This is a genomic window from Occallatibacter riparius (assembly GCF_025264625.1).
GTDB classification, from domain to species: Bacteria; Acidobacteriota; Terriglobia; order Terriglobales; family Acidobacteriaceae; genus Telmatobacter; species Telmatobacter riparius.
Genome location: NZ_CP093313.1, coordinates 1,740,175 through 1,754,641 on the forward strand (window position 1 = coordinate 1,740,175; position 14,467 = coordinate 1,754,641).

The 14,467-nt window shown below is 62.1% G+C and carries 13 protein-coding genes; 2 read left to right on the top strand and 11 right to left on the bottom strand.

Annotated features, from left to right (window positions below; translation table 11 throughout):
- Positions 1-64 precede the first annotated feature (64 nt).
- The 4 genes from glgP to MOP44_RS06935 all read right to left on the bottom strand — a co-directional run bounded on the left by glgP (position 65) and on the right by MOP44_RS06935 (position 5,646).
- On the bottom strand, positions 65-1,834 hold the full coding sequence (gene glgP, locus MOP44_RS06920) for an alpha-glucan family phosphorylase (protein ID WP_260795252.1): 1,770 nt from the start codon (positions 1,832-1,834) through the stop codon (positions 65-67).
- 263 nt (positions 1,835-2,097) lie between these two features.
- Complete coding sequence (gene galK, locus MOP44_RS06925; RefSeq protein ID WP_260795253.1) at positions 2,098-3,273, bottom strand: galactokinase; 1,176 nt, start codon at positions 3,271-3,273, stop codon at positions 2,098-2,100.
- A gap of 14 nt (positions 3,274-3,287) precedes the next feature.
- On the bottom strand, positions 3,288-4,244 hold the full coding sequence (locus tag MOP44_RS06930) for an aldose epimerase family protein (protein ID WP_260795254.1): 957 nt from the start codon (positions 4,242-4,244) through the stop codon (positions 3,288-3,290).
- 10 nt (positions 4,245-4,254) lie between these two features.
- A complete protein-coding gene (locus tag MOP44_RS06935) occupies positions 4,255-5,646 on the bottom strand; it encodes a pyridoxal phosphate-dependent decarboxylase family protein (protein ID WP_260795255.1) in 1,392 nt (463 codons plus the stop codon).
- Positions 5,647-5,891: 245 nt separating this feature from the next.
- Between MOP44_RS06935 and MOP44_RS06940 the strand changes: the two genes are divergently transcribed.
- The gene (locus MOP44_RS06940; RefSeq protein WP_260795256.1) at positions 5,892-6,092 is read left to right on the top strand and encodes a cold-shock protein; all 201 of its coding nucleotides are present in this window, start codon (positions 5,892-5,894) and stop codon (positions 6,090-6,092) included.
- A 122-nt stretch (positions 6,093-6,214) separates the two neighbouring features.
- Positions 6,215-7,285: an isoaspartyl peptidase/L-asparaginase family protein gene (locus tag MOP44_RS06945; protein ID WP_260795257.1), complete on the top strand. Its 1,071-nt coding sequence runs from the start codon at positions 6,215-6,217 to the stop codon at positions 7,283-7,285.
- Positions 7,286-7,400: 115 nt separating this feature from the next.
- Here MOP44_RS06945 and MOP44_RS06950 read toward each other — a convergent pair whose 3' ends face one another.
- Genes MOP44_RS06950 through MOP44_RS06980 form a run of 7 tightly spaced genes read right to left on the bottom strand, consistent with a single transcriptional unit; the run spans position 7,401 to position 14,405 of the window.
- Entirely contained in the window at positions 7,401-7,976 is a 576-nt protein-coding gene (locus MOP44_RS06950; RefSeq protein WP_260795258.1) for a YceI family protein, read from the bottom strand.
- Positions 7,973-9,868, bottom strand: a complete 1,896-nt coding sequence (locus MOP44_RS06955) for a cbb3-type cytochrome c oxidase subunit II (RefSeq protein ID WP_260795259.1) — start codon at positions 9,866-9,868, stop codon at positions 7,973-7,975. The genes MOP44_RS06950 and MOP44_RS06955 overlap by 4 nt, the downstream gene beginning before the upstream one ends.
- Positions 9,858-10,265, bottom strand: coding sequence for a hypothetical protein (locus MOP44_RS06960; RefSeq protein ID WP_260795260.1), 408 nt, complete (start codon positions 10,263-10,265; stop codon positions 9,858-9,860). Before MOP44_RS06960 ends, MOP44_RS06955 begins: the two co-directional genes overlap by 11 nt.
- Entirely contained in the window at positions 10,262-11,587 is a 1,326-nt protein-coding gene (locus tag MOP44_RS06965) for a heme-copper oxidase family protein (protein ID WP_260795261.1), read from the bottom strand. Before MOP44_RS06965 ends, MOP44_RS06960 begins: the two co-directional genes overlap by 4 nt.
- A complete protein-coding gene (locus tag MOP44_RS06970) occupies positions 11,562-12,272 on the bottom strand; it encodes an ABC transporter ATP-binding protein (RefSeq protein ID WP_260795262.1) in 711 nt (236 codons plus the stop codon). The genes MOP44_RS06965 and MOP44_RS06970 overlap by 26 nt, the downstream gene beginning before the upstream one ends.
- Positions 12,269-13,375, bottom strand: a complete 1,107-nt coding sequence (locus tag MOP44_RS06975) for an ABC transporter permease (protein ID WP_260795263.1) — start codon at positions 13,373-13,375, stop codon at positions 12,269-12,271. Before MOP44_RS06975 ends, MOP44_RS06970 begins: the two co-directional genes overlap by 4 nt.
- A 7-nt stretch (positions 13,376-13,382) precedes the next feature.
- On the bottom strand, positions 13,383-14,405 hold the full coding sequence (locus tag MOP44_RS06980) for a polyprenyl synthetase family protein (RefSeq protein ID WP_260795264.1): 1,023 nt from the start codon (positions 14,403-14,405) through the stop codon (positions 13,383-13,385).
- Positions 14,406-14,467 lie beyond the last annotated feature (62 nt).

Below are 14,467 nucleotides of genomic sequence, written 5' to 3' on the forward strand. Positions count from 1 at the left end.
GACGCGTCAAAAGAGGAAGGGCGAATCCGCAACCGGATTCGCCCTTTCGTTTTTAGAGGCCTTGCTAGACCTGATCGGCGTACGCAGCTTCTTCCACGCGGGCATGCTCGACCAGCTTGATGGGGTAGTACGCGTTGCGCGTGTACTGCTTCACCATGCGGTTGGTGTTGAAGTAGGAGCCGTTGAACGCGAGCGTGGTGCGCATCATCTGCCCCCACTTCTCGGGCGCCTGCAGGTAAAGCGGAACCACCGCCGACTCGAGTTTGTTGTAGAGGTTGTGTGCCTCCGCAGCATCGTCGGCCCCGTCCTCGATTGCCCAGCCCGTCACGCCTTCGATGCAGCCCTCAATCCACCAGCCGTCAAGGATGGAAAGCGAAGGCACGCCATTAAGTGCGGCCTTCATGCCGCTGGTGCCGGAAGCCTCGTAGGGCCGGCGAGGCGTATTGACCCAGACATCGACACCGGCAGTCAGCGCCGCGCCGAGATCCCAGGCATAGTTCTCGAGATAAACGACCTTCAGCAGATCGCTGCCTGTGGAGTGAGCCCTTTCCACGACCTCGCGAATGAGTGCCTTGCCGGGTTCGTCTTGGGGATGCGCCTTGCCGGCGTAGAGAATCTGCAACCCGCCGGCTTGCTCAGCGATCCGGACGAGCCGCTCGGGATCAGTGAACAGCAGGTTGGCTCGCTTGTAGGTGGCCACGCGCCGCGCGAAGCCCAGTGTGAGCACGCGGGGATTCAGCATCAGTCCCGTGCGGGCCGCGACTTCTGCCAGCAAAGCATCCTTGGCCCGGGCATGCGCAGCGAGCACCTCGCCGACAGGAATATCGATTGCGTTACGCAGGAAAAGATTGTCCCGCCGCCATGCAGGGATGTGCGCGTCGAGCATGTGCTGCACCGGATCTGACAGCCACGTGGGCGCGTGCACGCCGTTGGTGATGGCGTCGATGGGAAACTCCGGGAACATCTCGCGCGAAACCTTGCCATGCTGCATGGCCACGCCGTTCGCGTAGCGGCAGAAGCGCAGCGCGAGCATCGTCATGTTCAGCAGGCCTTCGTGGAAGGCGCCGAACTTCTGCAGGCGCGCCGTGCGTTCGCCGCCCAGAATGCGGTAAGCCTGCTCGGTCGAGAAGCGGTCGTGCCCTGCGGGAACCGGCGTGTGTGTGGTGAAGACGCACTTGTTGCGGACCACCTGAAGGTCGGAGTCAGTAGCCGCGCCCAGCGGGCCGCCGCCGAGCTGGCTTTCCAGCAGGGCAAGCGTAAGCAGCGCGGCATGCCCTTCGTTCATGTGGTACACGTTTACATGCCTGCCCAGGGCATTGGCCATGCGAAGCCCCCCCATGCCGAGGACGATCTCCTGCTGCAGGCGGTAGTTGGTATCTCCGCCGTAAAGATGGTCGGTCAATCCGCGGTCCCAGCCCGAGTTGCCGTCGAGATCGGTGTCGAGCAGGTAGATCGGGACGATGTGGCCGGAGCGGCCCTCGAGATCGTACCGCCAGGCACGTACCGTAACCGTGCGGTCCTCGACCGAGACGGTAATGCGCGCCGGTTCCTCGGTGCAGAAATCAGCCGGGTTCCAGGCCTGCACTTCCTCGGTCTGCTGACCAGCCTCATCGAGGTGCTGGCGGAAGTATCCCTTCCGATGCAAGAGGGTGAAGGCGATGAGAGGAACGCCAAGGTCGGCGGCCGAACGCAGAGTGTCTCCGGCGAGCACGCCAAGGCCGCCAGAGTAGGTGGGCATGCCTGGGTTGATCGCGATCTCCATGGAGAAGTACGCAACCAGGCCAGAAGGGGGGAAAGACTCGTAGGAGAAAGGCTTTGTCGTGTTGGTGGACATGTTTTACCTGAAGACCTCCGGCAGGTTGCCCGCATGCCGGACATCTGCCTTCTTCATCGAATAGGGGCCCGGCTCACCGGAGGGCGACTTGCGTCTGCAATCGGTTTTGAGTATTCCCCGATTTTAGCAAGCGCTCAGCGGCTGACGGCTATTCTGACTCAAATTAAGACGATACAACGGAGGACAATTCCCCAGCTATGCTCGAATGACGATTTCAGGCATGCAAGCACAAGCTCAGAGGACGCGGGACGCTGCCGTGCCTGTTACCTAACAGCTTGGATGCTCTCCTGGACTGGATGTGCCCCCCCTGATGCATGACAAATATGAATTTGGGGGGTGATTCCAGTGCGTTCGGCGTAACGTTGGCCCAGCGCAGCGGAGAATTCCCGGGCGTGCTGCCGCTCGACAAGATTAACGGTGCACCCGCCGAAGCCGCCCCCGGTGAGACGCGCCCCGATCAGGCCGGGAAGGTCCTGAGCTAGCTCCACCATAGCGTCGGCCTCTTCACAACTCGCCTCAAAGTCCTTGCTGTAGCTGACATGGGCTTCCGCCATGAGCCGGCCCAGTTCCTTGAGGTCGTGATTGATCAGAGCCTCTGCTGCTGCCACGGTGCGGGTGTTCTCAGTGATGACGTGGCGGGCGCGCTTCAGCGCAAGGGAGCTCATCTCGGACCCATACTTCGCTAAGTCGTCGAGGTTGGCATCGCGCAGGAAGTGAACCTCCGGGCGATGGCGGGCGATGACGGCGGCAGCCTCTTCCACCTGTGCGCGGCGGCTGGTGTATTCGCCACCGGTAACGGCGTGCTTCACCATGGTGTTGGCAATGACCAGCGCAACGTTTTCAGGGATGGGCGCCAGTTTGAAGCTGAGGTCGCGGCAATCGAGCAGCAACGCGTGGTCTTCCGCGGCGTTAGCGGAGATGAACTGGTCCATGATGCCGCAGCTCGAGCCGACGAATTCGTTCTCCGAGCGCTGGCAGAGGCGCGCGAGAACCGGCATCGGATACTCAGCGCCGATGAGAGACAGCACGGCGATTGCGGTCGAGACCTCGATGGCCGCGGAACTGGATAGTCCCGAAGCGACGGGGACGTCTCCCCACAAGGTGAGGCTGAGAGCAGGGATCTTGTGGCCCTCCCCAGCGAGGATGGCCATGACGCCAAGCGGGTAGTCCGACCAGTGGTCTCTTCGCTCTGCAGGCAGCGCTGCCGCATCGAACTCGCTCTGCTCGTCGAAGTTCTGCGAGTAGATGACGACCTTGCCATCCGTACGGGGTGAGATGGCTGCCAGGGTGGCGAAGTCGATTGCGGCAGGCATGACGAAGCCTTCGGCGTAATCGGTATGCTCCCCGATGATGTTGACGCGCCCGGGTGCGACGAAGATCGCGGGATCGACGCCGAAACGGGCCTGGTGCATAGAGCGAAGCTGAGCGGAATCGTACATAGAAGGCTCCAAGACTACAGGGTTTCAAGATCAACGTGCATGGGCCAATCGGACCATTCACCGGGGGCGAGGGTGCGACTCCAGGGGCCGGTGAAGGCCAGGGAATCGACCGGCGCAGTAGCAGGCTCAGGAGCGACGCAGACCTGTTTGGGTCCGGGGCGCTCAGGCCAGCCACCGTAGCAGATCCAAAGACCTAAATAAGGTGTTGCATTGGCGTCGAATGTGACTTTGATTCGTACGCCGGCCGATGGGCGCTCGAGAACGCACCATGCGGCATCGGGGTGCATGGGTCCGGCAAAGAGTTTGTCGCCGATGCCGGAGTCTGGAGCTTCTGCGCGGCTGAGATCGGCGTGAAAGCCGTCAGCGAGATCGGCAATGGGCCACTGAATCTCGTCGCCGGCTTTGCCGAGACGATTACCACCCGACCCTTCGAGGCGGAGTGTGTGAATGGAATCCGGCAAGATGATGCGGTCGCCCTCCGCAACCGTGAAGAGAGGATGCGCAGCCCAGGACCACGGGACCGGTGCAGTCCCGGTGTTGGTGAGTCGGTAGTCGAGGCTGATACGGGCACCCTTCTTGGTCTCGTCGATGGTGAGCCTGCGGCGAAGGGTAAGCGGCAGCGAAAAGCAGGCTGAGGAAAGCGTGACCGAGTGCGGAGCGGAATCAAGAACCGTCCACGGCACACGCCAGAGGTCCCCGTGATCCGGAACATCTGCGGAAGCGGCCTGGGTCTTGACGGTGCACGCGGCCACCGAGGGCAAGCATTCGTCCCAGCCGCTGGCGTCGGCAGCGTCGAACGGCATGGTGTGGGTGCGCGATGCAACCGGAGCGAGCGGCGCCTGGAGAAGTTCCTGGCCTCGGAAATGGATGGATGCGATCTTGCCGCCGAACTGAGGGAGAACCCGAATCGAGCAGCCACCCGCCTGAATGACAACGTTTTCTTTGCTTCCCACAGAGATGCCTGTCGTCATGCCGGGCTTCCTACTCTCCCAAAATTTGCTGGCTCGCTGCCTTGAACTCCTGCCAGATAAGGTCCAGCCACGATTCGTGCGCGGGCTTCATTAAGACGGAACGAAGGCAGGTAATGAGGTTCTTGCCGGAATTCGAATCGAAGGGGACATCCCCGGTCCGGAACCACTGTTGGGGCAATTGTACAAGCGCGAGGTGCAGATTGCGTCTGGCACATTCGTCAAAAACGCGCTGGGCGAGGTCGGAGGACTGCTGTAGGGTGTCCGCCTGGACCTTCCAGACGACGATGTCTAGCTCCGGCGAACCTGCCGCGAGTGGCTGGAACCATGGATCGGCCCGGAGGCGGCTGTCGAGTTCCAACGCAGCGCGGCGCCCTGCCGCCAGCCCCTGAGCGAACTCTCCCCCCGCAACATTGGGCAGAAGACGCTGCGTGGCCCAGAGGGCGACGGCAGCCGCTCCGGCACGCGAGCATTCCAGGCTGATCTCGCCAAGATGCAGGTCCTTTGAGGTGAAGTACGTATAGGGCGAGTCGTGCTTGTAAAAGCGGCCCACGCCAGGATCGCGGAACAGGACGCAGCCGCATCCATAGGGCTGGAGACCGTGCTTATGCGGGTCCACGACGATGGAGTCAACCTGATCGATAGCGGCAAACGCGCGGCGCGCCGGCTCATCCAGCGAATCCGGAATCAGCCGGAAGTAGCCGCCGTATGCAGCGTCTACGTGAACACGGAAGCCGTAGCGGTCGCGCAGGGCAAGAATCTCCGGCAGGGGATCGACGGCCCCGATCGCAGTTGTACCCAGGGTGGCGACCACGGTCCCAACATCGCCCTTCTTCAACTCGGACTCGAGAGCATCGAGGTCCATTCGGCCGCGGTTGTCGGCTGGCACCGCCCCAAAATCCAGCTTCAGCACGGCAGAGATGCGGCTATGTGTGTAGTGGGCCTGTTCCGAAGCCAGAATCCGGCGGCCGGGATTGGCTTGGCCGGCGACCCAGAGAGCCTCGAGATTGGCGATCGTTCCGCTTGAGGTCAGATGTCCCAGAAAGTCCGGGGCCTCCCAGCCGAACATCCGGGCAATATGGGCCACGGCTTCGATCTCCATCTCGGAGCTGGCACGGCCCCCATCCCGAGCGTGGTTATTCGGATTGATGACCATGGCCAGCGCGTAAGCGGCTCGCGCGACGGGGTGGGGCGGCTTGAGCATCTGACCGGCATAGAAAGGGTGGAAATAGGGGTAGTTGTCGCCGAGCCGGACGGCCGTCTCCTCAAGCACCGCGGCGATGGAACCGGCCTCGGCGGGAGTAATTTCAGGGGTAGCGGGAAGGTCGGAAAACTGGTTGGCGAGGCGGGCGGCGGCGGCGGCGAGCAGGCCTGGAACCGGGTCCTTAGCGGGGTCTTGAGGCATGACCCATCATAGCGGGAGGGGGCTTGGCAGGTTACTGATTTGCAGAGGCTTGGCGGAGGCCCGAATCGGGAAAAGGGACTGATGAACAACAATTTGTGCCTCGATTTCCACGAGGCGATGCTACAATCTGCTCAGCGTTAGAGTCGAACCGGGCGTGAGCAGTTCCTCGCCCAACCAAGCAAGATTCTGCCAGTGGTCGCTCCGATTCATCCAGCGCAAATCAATACTCAGGAAACAAGATCAAAATGGAACAAGGTACTGTGAAGTGGTTCAATGACGCGAAGGGCTTCGGCTTCATCTCGCGTCAGAACGGCGAAGACGTCTTCGTGCACTACTCGGCGATCAACTCCCAGGGCTTCAAGAGCCTGCAGGAAGGCCAAGCCGTGCAGTTCAATGTGGTGAAGGGGCCCAAGGGTTGGCAGGCAGCGGACGTTCAGCCTCTCTAATCTCTTGGCCGGATTCGGCAGAATCTTAGCAAACGGAACGGGCTGGGTGAAAACCCAGCCCGTTTTGTTTTGCCATGACCCACGAGAGTGGCACCGCGTGGCAGATAGAATTCAAATCACTCATGTTTGCTACTGAATGCTGGCGTCGCTGGATTGTATGCGTGATTGTTGGGATCACCGGTGCGTGCGCCTTTGCCCAAGCTCCGGCGCCGAAAGCGCCCGCCCCCTGGGCCATTGAGATTCACGGTGGCGCGGGCGAGGCCGAGTGGCTCAGCATGGACCAGGCGACCGCGGATGCCTACCGGGCCTCTCTGGCACGGGCCCTCGCAGCCGGATCAGCCGTGCTCGAAAAGCATGGCACCGCCATGGACGCCGTCCAGGCCGCCGTCGAGGTGCTTGAGGACGACCCGCTGTTCAACGCGGGCCGCGGCTCCGCGTTTGCCGCCGACGCAACCAACGAAATGGATGCATCCATCATGAACGGAATCGATACGACCGGAGCCGGAGTGGCGGGTGTCCACTTTACGCGGCATCCCATCCAGCTGGCGCGCGCCGTCATGGAACACACCCAGTACGTGCTCATGGCCGGCCCCGGCGCCGACGCATTTTCAAAGCAACAGGGCCTGGAGCAGGAGCCGACCAGCTACTTCTTCACCGAGATGCGCTGGAAGGAGTTCGAAGAGGTGATGCGCAAGAGCAACAGACCCGTCCCGGCGAGGCCCGCGGGCGCACCGCCGCCGCCGGCCCAAAGCTCAAAGTTGGCGCCCGGCATCTTCTCCCACCTCTTCGGAACCGTAGGCGCGGTGGCGCGCGATTCCTCGGGCCACCTCGCGGCCGCCACATCCACCGGCGGCATGCAGGGCAAGTTGCCAGGCCGCATCGGCGACTCGCCCATTCTCGGCGCCGGGACCTATGCCGATGACAAAGGCTGCGCGGTTTCCGGCACCGGCGTGGGCGAGTACTTCATTCGCTTGTCACTCGCGCACCAGGTGGGCGAGCTATGCCGCAAAGGCGAAGCGCCGCAGCACGCGGCCGACCAGCTCATCCACACCGATCTCCCCGCGCTCCCGGGCGGGGAAGGCGGCGTGATCGTGCTGGGCCGCACGGGCATGCCGGTGTGGAGCAACAACACATTGGGCATGTTCCATGCGCGACAGATTCAGGGCGGCCAGCCCGAGGTGTGGGTGAAGTAGGCACCTCCGGTGCGGCCACTGCGGCCCTGGCGCCATTCTCGGCTCGGTGGGCTTTGTGGTTTCCCACCCTGTCGATGGAAAGAAGCCGATAGGATGGGGCACCGACAGAACCCTTCTAGCTCGCCGGCGAAAGCGTTCCCGCCAGGTCGAGATCGATGTGCACTTCCTTCGCGACCTTCAGGATCATGATGCTCGGATCCTTCAGTCCCCACTTCACGTAGGGCACGATAAAGCTGCCCTTGGCGGTCACGTTCGTGCCGTCGATGTGCACCTGCATAGGCACCGTAAGATCGTGCGGCGTGCCATGTAGCGTAAAGGTGCCCGACACCTGGATGTTCGAATCGCCGCTTGGCGCGATCGTGCCCTGGTAAGACTTCGGCTCGAAAGTGACGTCAGCATAGTGCTCAACGTCCAGAACATCGGAGTGCATCTTCTTGTCACGGCTCTTGTCGTTACTATCGCCGCTCGAAGCGGAGACCACGATCGAGCCGGACATCGAAGGCACGCTACGGTCGAACTGGATGCTTCCCTTGCTCACGTGGAATGTGCCGTGCACTTCGTGACCTGTGCCGACAAGGCCGAAGTTCACCTTGCTGGCGTCAGGGCTTACGGTCATGGTCTGCTTTTGTGCATAGGCGAGAGCTGCGAATGAAAGCAGAAGAGTGATGCAGAACTTGCCGAACAACTTCATTGCTTCGTCTCCTGTGAAATAAGTGGTGCAGTCGATGTACGTGCCTGCATGAACCAGAGGCTCACGGACGCGATTTGCTGATCGCTGAGATATTCGTGACCAGGCATGTCTGTTGCGCGAATCCCGAATCGAGCGATGCGGGCGAAATGTGCCTGCCGCGCGCCGGCATCGGCGTCACGCACATAGCGAAGTGGGCCGCTACGCAGATCCAACGGAGGCGTGGTGAAACTTGCGCCCCACTTGCGCCGCGTCACGCCGTTTGGATCGTGGCAGGTAGCGCAGAAGACGTGATACACCTGCGCGCCTTCCGCAGCGCTTGCACGGTGCATGGCTGCATCAGAAGGACTCCATGCGTCTTGCTCCGCTGCGTGCTGCTGCAGGTCGCCGCTATGCAGGGAGGCGAGATACGCGACAAGATCATCGCCGCGCTCATCGTCGAATAGGAATCCGTATGACGGCATTATCGAACGTCCGCTGATTTCGGCCGGAGTGATGAGGTGAACCTTCAGCCATAGCGGCGAGCGGCGCGCGCCCACCTCCGCGAGATCGGGCCCCTGGCGGCGGTTCCCGATCAGAGGGGGTTTCTCGAGATGAATCTGCTCAAGGCTCTCCGTCGGTCCCCACATCAACACGTCGGCAGTATTCGGGCGAACGTAATGCGAGTGACAGTGAATGCAGCCCTCCGAGATGTAAACCTCGCGGCCGCGTTCAGCCTGCGATAACTCTGGAGCGGCATGCCGCCGGTCTGCTGCGCTTAGAACAAGCGCGGCGAGCCCCGCGCCTCCGAGGGCGATCACTTCCTTCCCTCGTTCGCGGAAAAGATAAAAGAGCGCAGGCCCCAGAACGACCACTCCGGCAGCGGCTACGAACGCGAGCGGCACGTGACCCAGGTTCTGTCCCATGCCGATGCCGAGCGCCGACCCGATCCATCCTGCAACCGCGTAGATGAGTCCCGCCTGGCGGCCACGCTGTACCGGCGATATCGCGCTAGTCAGGAACGACGGATACGCCACCAGTGCGACAGAGTAAAGCGACACTCCCGCCGGATAGAACAGCGAGGCCTGCAGTGCGTGTGCGGGATTCATCAGAAGAATGCAAGCAATTGCCAGCACAACGAACGCGCCCGCAAGTACGAATCCAAAACCTTTGCGCGTAAGTAGAAGTGCCGCCAGCAGAGCCACTCCAAGGTGGATGACAGCGTTCGTCCAGAGATGAGCCGCCCCCATCCAGGTTCCAGCCTTGAGCGCAGGCGCGTGCTGAATGATGTAGAACGCCGCGGAGTCAAGCCATACCAGCGCTGCAAAGCCGGCCAGCACCCGAGCGAAGCTGGTCCTCGGCAGCGTCACTGCCCGCTCAGGCGCTGGGACTGGATCGCCGGCAACCCATAGTCCGATGGCACAGAGAATTGCAGCAACAATCGCCTGGCGTTCCGGCGTGGCGGCGAACAGCCATGGCACGTTGCACGCGAAGTAGCCCAGGCCAGTGCCGAGCCCAACTTTCAGCAGCGCGTGTTCGGTGCCGGTCCAGTCGCGCAGATGGGTGACCAGCGTAACCGTGAGCAGTCCCACCCCAACTCCGATGAGGAAGGCAATGCACGCAGCCGCCGCGGTATTCAGGGCCAGCAGAGATAACAAGGCCGCCGCGCCGCACAATGCGAATCCAGCGCGCACCCCGGTTGCATGGACAGCGAAAAGCACCAGGCCGGGAGCAAGCAGGCTTGCAAGCACGCCTCCTACCGCCATTGCCGCCAAAACGATCTTGACGCCTACGCCGGCCACTCCAAGTTCCGCGAGTCGGGCCAGGAATGCGAACTGCGCGAAGATCAGGAAATAGACATAGGTGATCGCGATCAGCGTAACGCCGCGCCACCCGTCCATTGCCCTAGTACGCATTCGCGATCCAGTTCCTCTTCAGGCCCACGCCCTGCACCAGCACACAGAAGCCATCGAATGCGGCGACGCTGATCCATGCGGGGTCAAGCGCACCCACCAGCACCGACTTGGCAACATAGATGGCCACCGCAGCGCGCGAAAACGCCGTAAGCAGCCAGACCACCTCGAGACGTTCCGGCTGCAGGCGACATGCGACAACATACGCGCCGTAAAGTCCGGAGAGCCCAACGGCCAGCACGAACGCGCCGATGTACGAAACGTACGGAGTGGCATCCTCCACCGCGCGTACGCCCATCAACTGCAGCGTGAACAGCGGAGCCACGTAGAGCAGCGCGCCGGTGAGCGTGTCGCTGGCTCCGGTGAGCCATTGATATCCCAGCAGAACAGAGCGGTTCATGCCACTTTCACTCCTTGCTCCTGCATAACTGGCTGCGTGGCGAGTGCGGGACCGCGAGAAGCCGCTGCGAGCCACTCGATAGAAGCTGCCAGCATCATCAAGCCGGTGATCAATCGAACAATGTACAGCGTATTGCGGTAGGGACCCGGCACAATGGTGAAGGCCGGATCGCGCGCTTCCATCCAGCCCGCGACGCCCATCACTACGACGTACGCAAATACACCCCAGTTCCACAAATGGAAGGACCACGCGCGATTCAGGATCCAGGCATCGCGTTCGCCCAGCAACTCCACCATCATGAAGATCAGCAGAGCGCTCAAGAATCCCGCGACAGCCGCGAGGGAGTGCCCTACCAGCGCGTCTGTGAACTTTGCCCGATCCAGCACGCCAGGCAGAAACAGCACCCAGCCGCTGACCACCAGGCCGCCCCACCACCACAACATGGAAGTACGCCAGCGGCGCGTCTCCGAATTCCATGCGAAGGCACGATAGTAGGCCGGCATCACCGGCAGCCATGCCACGATGCTGCCCAGCGCGATCCATTGTGCGGGGTTGTGATGGCTGATGTCAGCGCGCGAGAGCGTCCCGCACAGCACCCCTTCCGCCGCAAGCAACAACCAGGACCACGCGATGACCCGGCCCCGGCCTGCGGTACGCCGCGCGATTCCGAGCGGCAGCACCAGCAGGATCAGAACAATGCCGAGCGACGATTCGAGCTGGCTCTCCCCGGTAGGTCCGCCGGTATCAGGATTGATGGGCGGATAGATACCCGGGCTGGATGCGATGTAAATAGCGAACGGCACCGCAAGCAGGATCAGCAGGCCTACAACCTTAGCGATGCGAGCGCCGCGCGTCGATCCGCTATCTCGCTCGCCGCGTATAAACGCGATCGCCAGCACGATCCACAATGCCAGCATCGCAAGCGGAAAGAACACGCCGGCGTAGCCCTGCCAGTCGAGAAACAGCTTGCCGCTCGAGTGGCCCTGCAGCCATGAAATCGATCCGATTACCAGCGCGCTCGACCACAGCCAGAGCACGGGCCGGCACCACGCAGCAACGGAACCGCGCTCCGCGCCGTAGACGCGAAAGAGGAAGGCCAACATTGGCAGGCTGCACCAGCCGTAAAGCGCGGTGTTCATGTGCACCATCATCCAGCGGCCATAGGTCCACTCGCCCAGCCACGCGTTCAGCGCGGGAAGCAGCAGCAGAATCGCAATCATCACGCCGATCGCATTGCCGAAGACCAGCCACGCCAGCGCATGCCAGACAGCGCCGGCAACTGGGGCTGCCGCGTGATCACGAGAGGACAGGCTGAGGCTCATGAATCCTCCCGTCGTGCATGGTGACCACGCGATCGCATGCGCGGGCCAGCGCGAGATCGTGCGTTGCCATCAGCAGCGTGACGCCCTCGCTGCGCGCAAGATCCAGCAGCAGATCGAAAACAGTCGCGGTCGTCCGCTCGTCGAGTGAACCCGTCGGCTCATCTGCGAGCAGAATCCGCGGTCGGTTCATCAACGCACGACACAGCGCGGTGCGCTGCCGCTCGCCGCCGGAGAGCTTCTGAATACGCTGGGTAAGTCGATGTTGCAGGCCCGTGCGTTCCGCTAGGTGCATCAAGCGTTCCCGCGCGGCCCGTCGGTCGACGCCCGCGGCCTGCGCTGGCAACAGACAGTTCTCTTCAAGTGTGAGATCGGGAATGAGGTTGTGCAGTTGAAATACGAATCCAACCTCGTGCCGCAGAAACTGCACCATGTCGCGGCGGCGATTCAGCTCTACCCCATTCACAACAACGCGCCCGCGATCCGGCTCGTCGAGCCCGCCAACGAGATGCAGCAGCGTGCTCTTGCCGCAGCCGGAAGGGCCGCAGAGCGCCACGGCCTGGCCTTGGCAAGCCTCGAAGTTGACGCCTCTGAGCACTGTGATCGCACCATCGTCGTAGCTCTTCCACACGTCTTCAGCGCGAATCACAATGCGCGTTCCAGCGGTTCTGTCAGCGATCGTGCTCATTCGAATCGTAACGCCTCCACCGCACGCACGCGCACCGCATAGCCTGCCGGATAGAGCGCACCGAGGATTCCAGTGATGAGCGCAAGGACAACAACGACGAGCATCAGGACCGGCCGCAGCGAGACATCCACGTAACCGTGCAGCGCGGGAACAGCCTTCAGGGCGTACAGCGCCGCGGTTCCAATAACAACGCCCAACGCGCCGCCCACGACCGCAATCACCGCGGACTCGCCGAGAATGGCGGCGGCAATCTGCGCGTTCGAGAAGCCATTCACGCGGAGTATTGCGATCTCGCGAATGCGCGTGAACACCGACATGATCATCGTATTCGCCACGCCGAGCCCGCCAAGCGCCAGCCCGCATCCACCGACGGCCCACGCAGTCGCTTTCAGGATTTTGAATTGCGAATACGAGCGCGAGAACTCCGCGTCTTCAAGCGCAATCAAACTCGGAAATGTGGACTGAACCTGTTTCTTGAACGCAGTGATCTCATCTTTGCTCTGGAGCTTGATGGTGATAACCGAAGAGCCTTCCTTGTGGAAGAAGTCCTGCGAGGCGGTGAGCGGCATAAACACGCCGCCATCCTCGAATCCGTTGGCCGTCTTGATAATTCCAACCACGCGAAACGTTCCGTGACCGATCGGCACCTGGCTGCCGAGCGAGACTTTCAGAAACTCCGCGGCCCTCTGCCCAAGCACTACACCATCTTTGTGATCCGCGAAGTCCTCCACTCGCCCTGAGAGCCACTCGGCATTGCGCAGACGCGCGTCCTCGGCAGTAATTCCGAAGCAGGTAATGATGGGATGATCCGCGCTGGACACGACCCCAAACAGCACGGGATCGGCGTGCGCCACCATAGGCCATGAGGAGATCTGCTGCGCAGCGGTCTTTGGAACATCGCTGAAGAAGAGGTCCGAGACGTTACGCTCGAAGACGATCAACTCAGCGCCGCTCGAGAGGATTCCGGAAAACATTCCGATCGCGCCCTGCAGAACCGTAACCACCGTCAACATGGCAGCTACGCTGAACGCAATGCCCGCCAGGCTGATGAAGGAACGGATCCGGTGGCGGCGCAAATTTGTGAAGATAAGCCGGAGATACATTGTTCCTCTAGGAAGCTGCCGCGGTGCACTCGCGCTGCGTGGCGGTGGGTTGCGGAGTTATGCGCTGTGAGGTGACGCGCCGCAACTCGTGCTGCAGGTCGGTTCGCAGGCGCCGCAGAAACTTGAGCGAGGGACGCCGGGCCATCAGCCCGTCGAGAGTGCGGTCGCCCACATCGATGAGCCTGGTGAGCCGCGCCAGCGCATCGGGCACGCCGATCGCCAGTGCAATATTCGGCCGGTCAAGATGCAGGTCGCGCGCAGCCGTCTTGCCGCTTGCCACAGAGCTCTGCATCACGTCCTTCAGGTCATCGACCATCTGGTACGCAAGGCCCCAGCAGGTGGCCATCCGCTCAAACAACTGCAGCTCACGGGCCGAGGCGCCGCCGAGCATCGCCGGCAGAACCAGCGTGAGCCTAATCAGCGATACCGTCTTTCCGCACGCTACGCGTTCCGTGGTTTCGCGATCATGCGGAAGCTCGGAGTAGTGCAGGTCGAGGCTCTGCCCGTTCAGCAAGCCATTCACGCCGAGCCGATCTTCGAGATAGCGCATCGCGTGAGCCTGCGCCGCATGAGGGCACTGAGAGATCGCGCGCCAGGTGAGTGCATAAGCGCGATTGATCAGCGCGAGAGCAGCGAGCATCGCGCTCGACTCGCCGTACTTTACATGCACGCAAGGAGCGCCCCGACGGGATGATGCGTTGTCCATCGCAGGCATGTCGTCGAAGATGAGCGAAGCGGTGTGGAAGTACTCGAGCGCGATGCCGAGATCCATCGCCGCGCGGTTTTCGATGCCGTACGCTCGCGCCATCTGGTAAACAACCCGTGGACGCACCAGGCTTCCCGGGTGCCGCAGTACGTGGCGCAGCGCAGAATCAAGCCGCGGCTCTGTGTCAGACGGCAGACACATAGCCTCCTGAAATTCAAGCTCGAGTTCCGCTATTGTGGGTTCGTCGCTTTCCGTCCGCATGGAATGCCTTCTAGCCTTATCCATCCAGTACTCATATTCGATAGATGTAGAGTCGTGCGTCATATGCCGTCTCCGCAGTCAAAATGCCCGGGGTTCTTTTGAGACGCCGCTAAGGGGAGATAGAG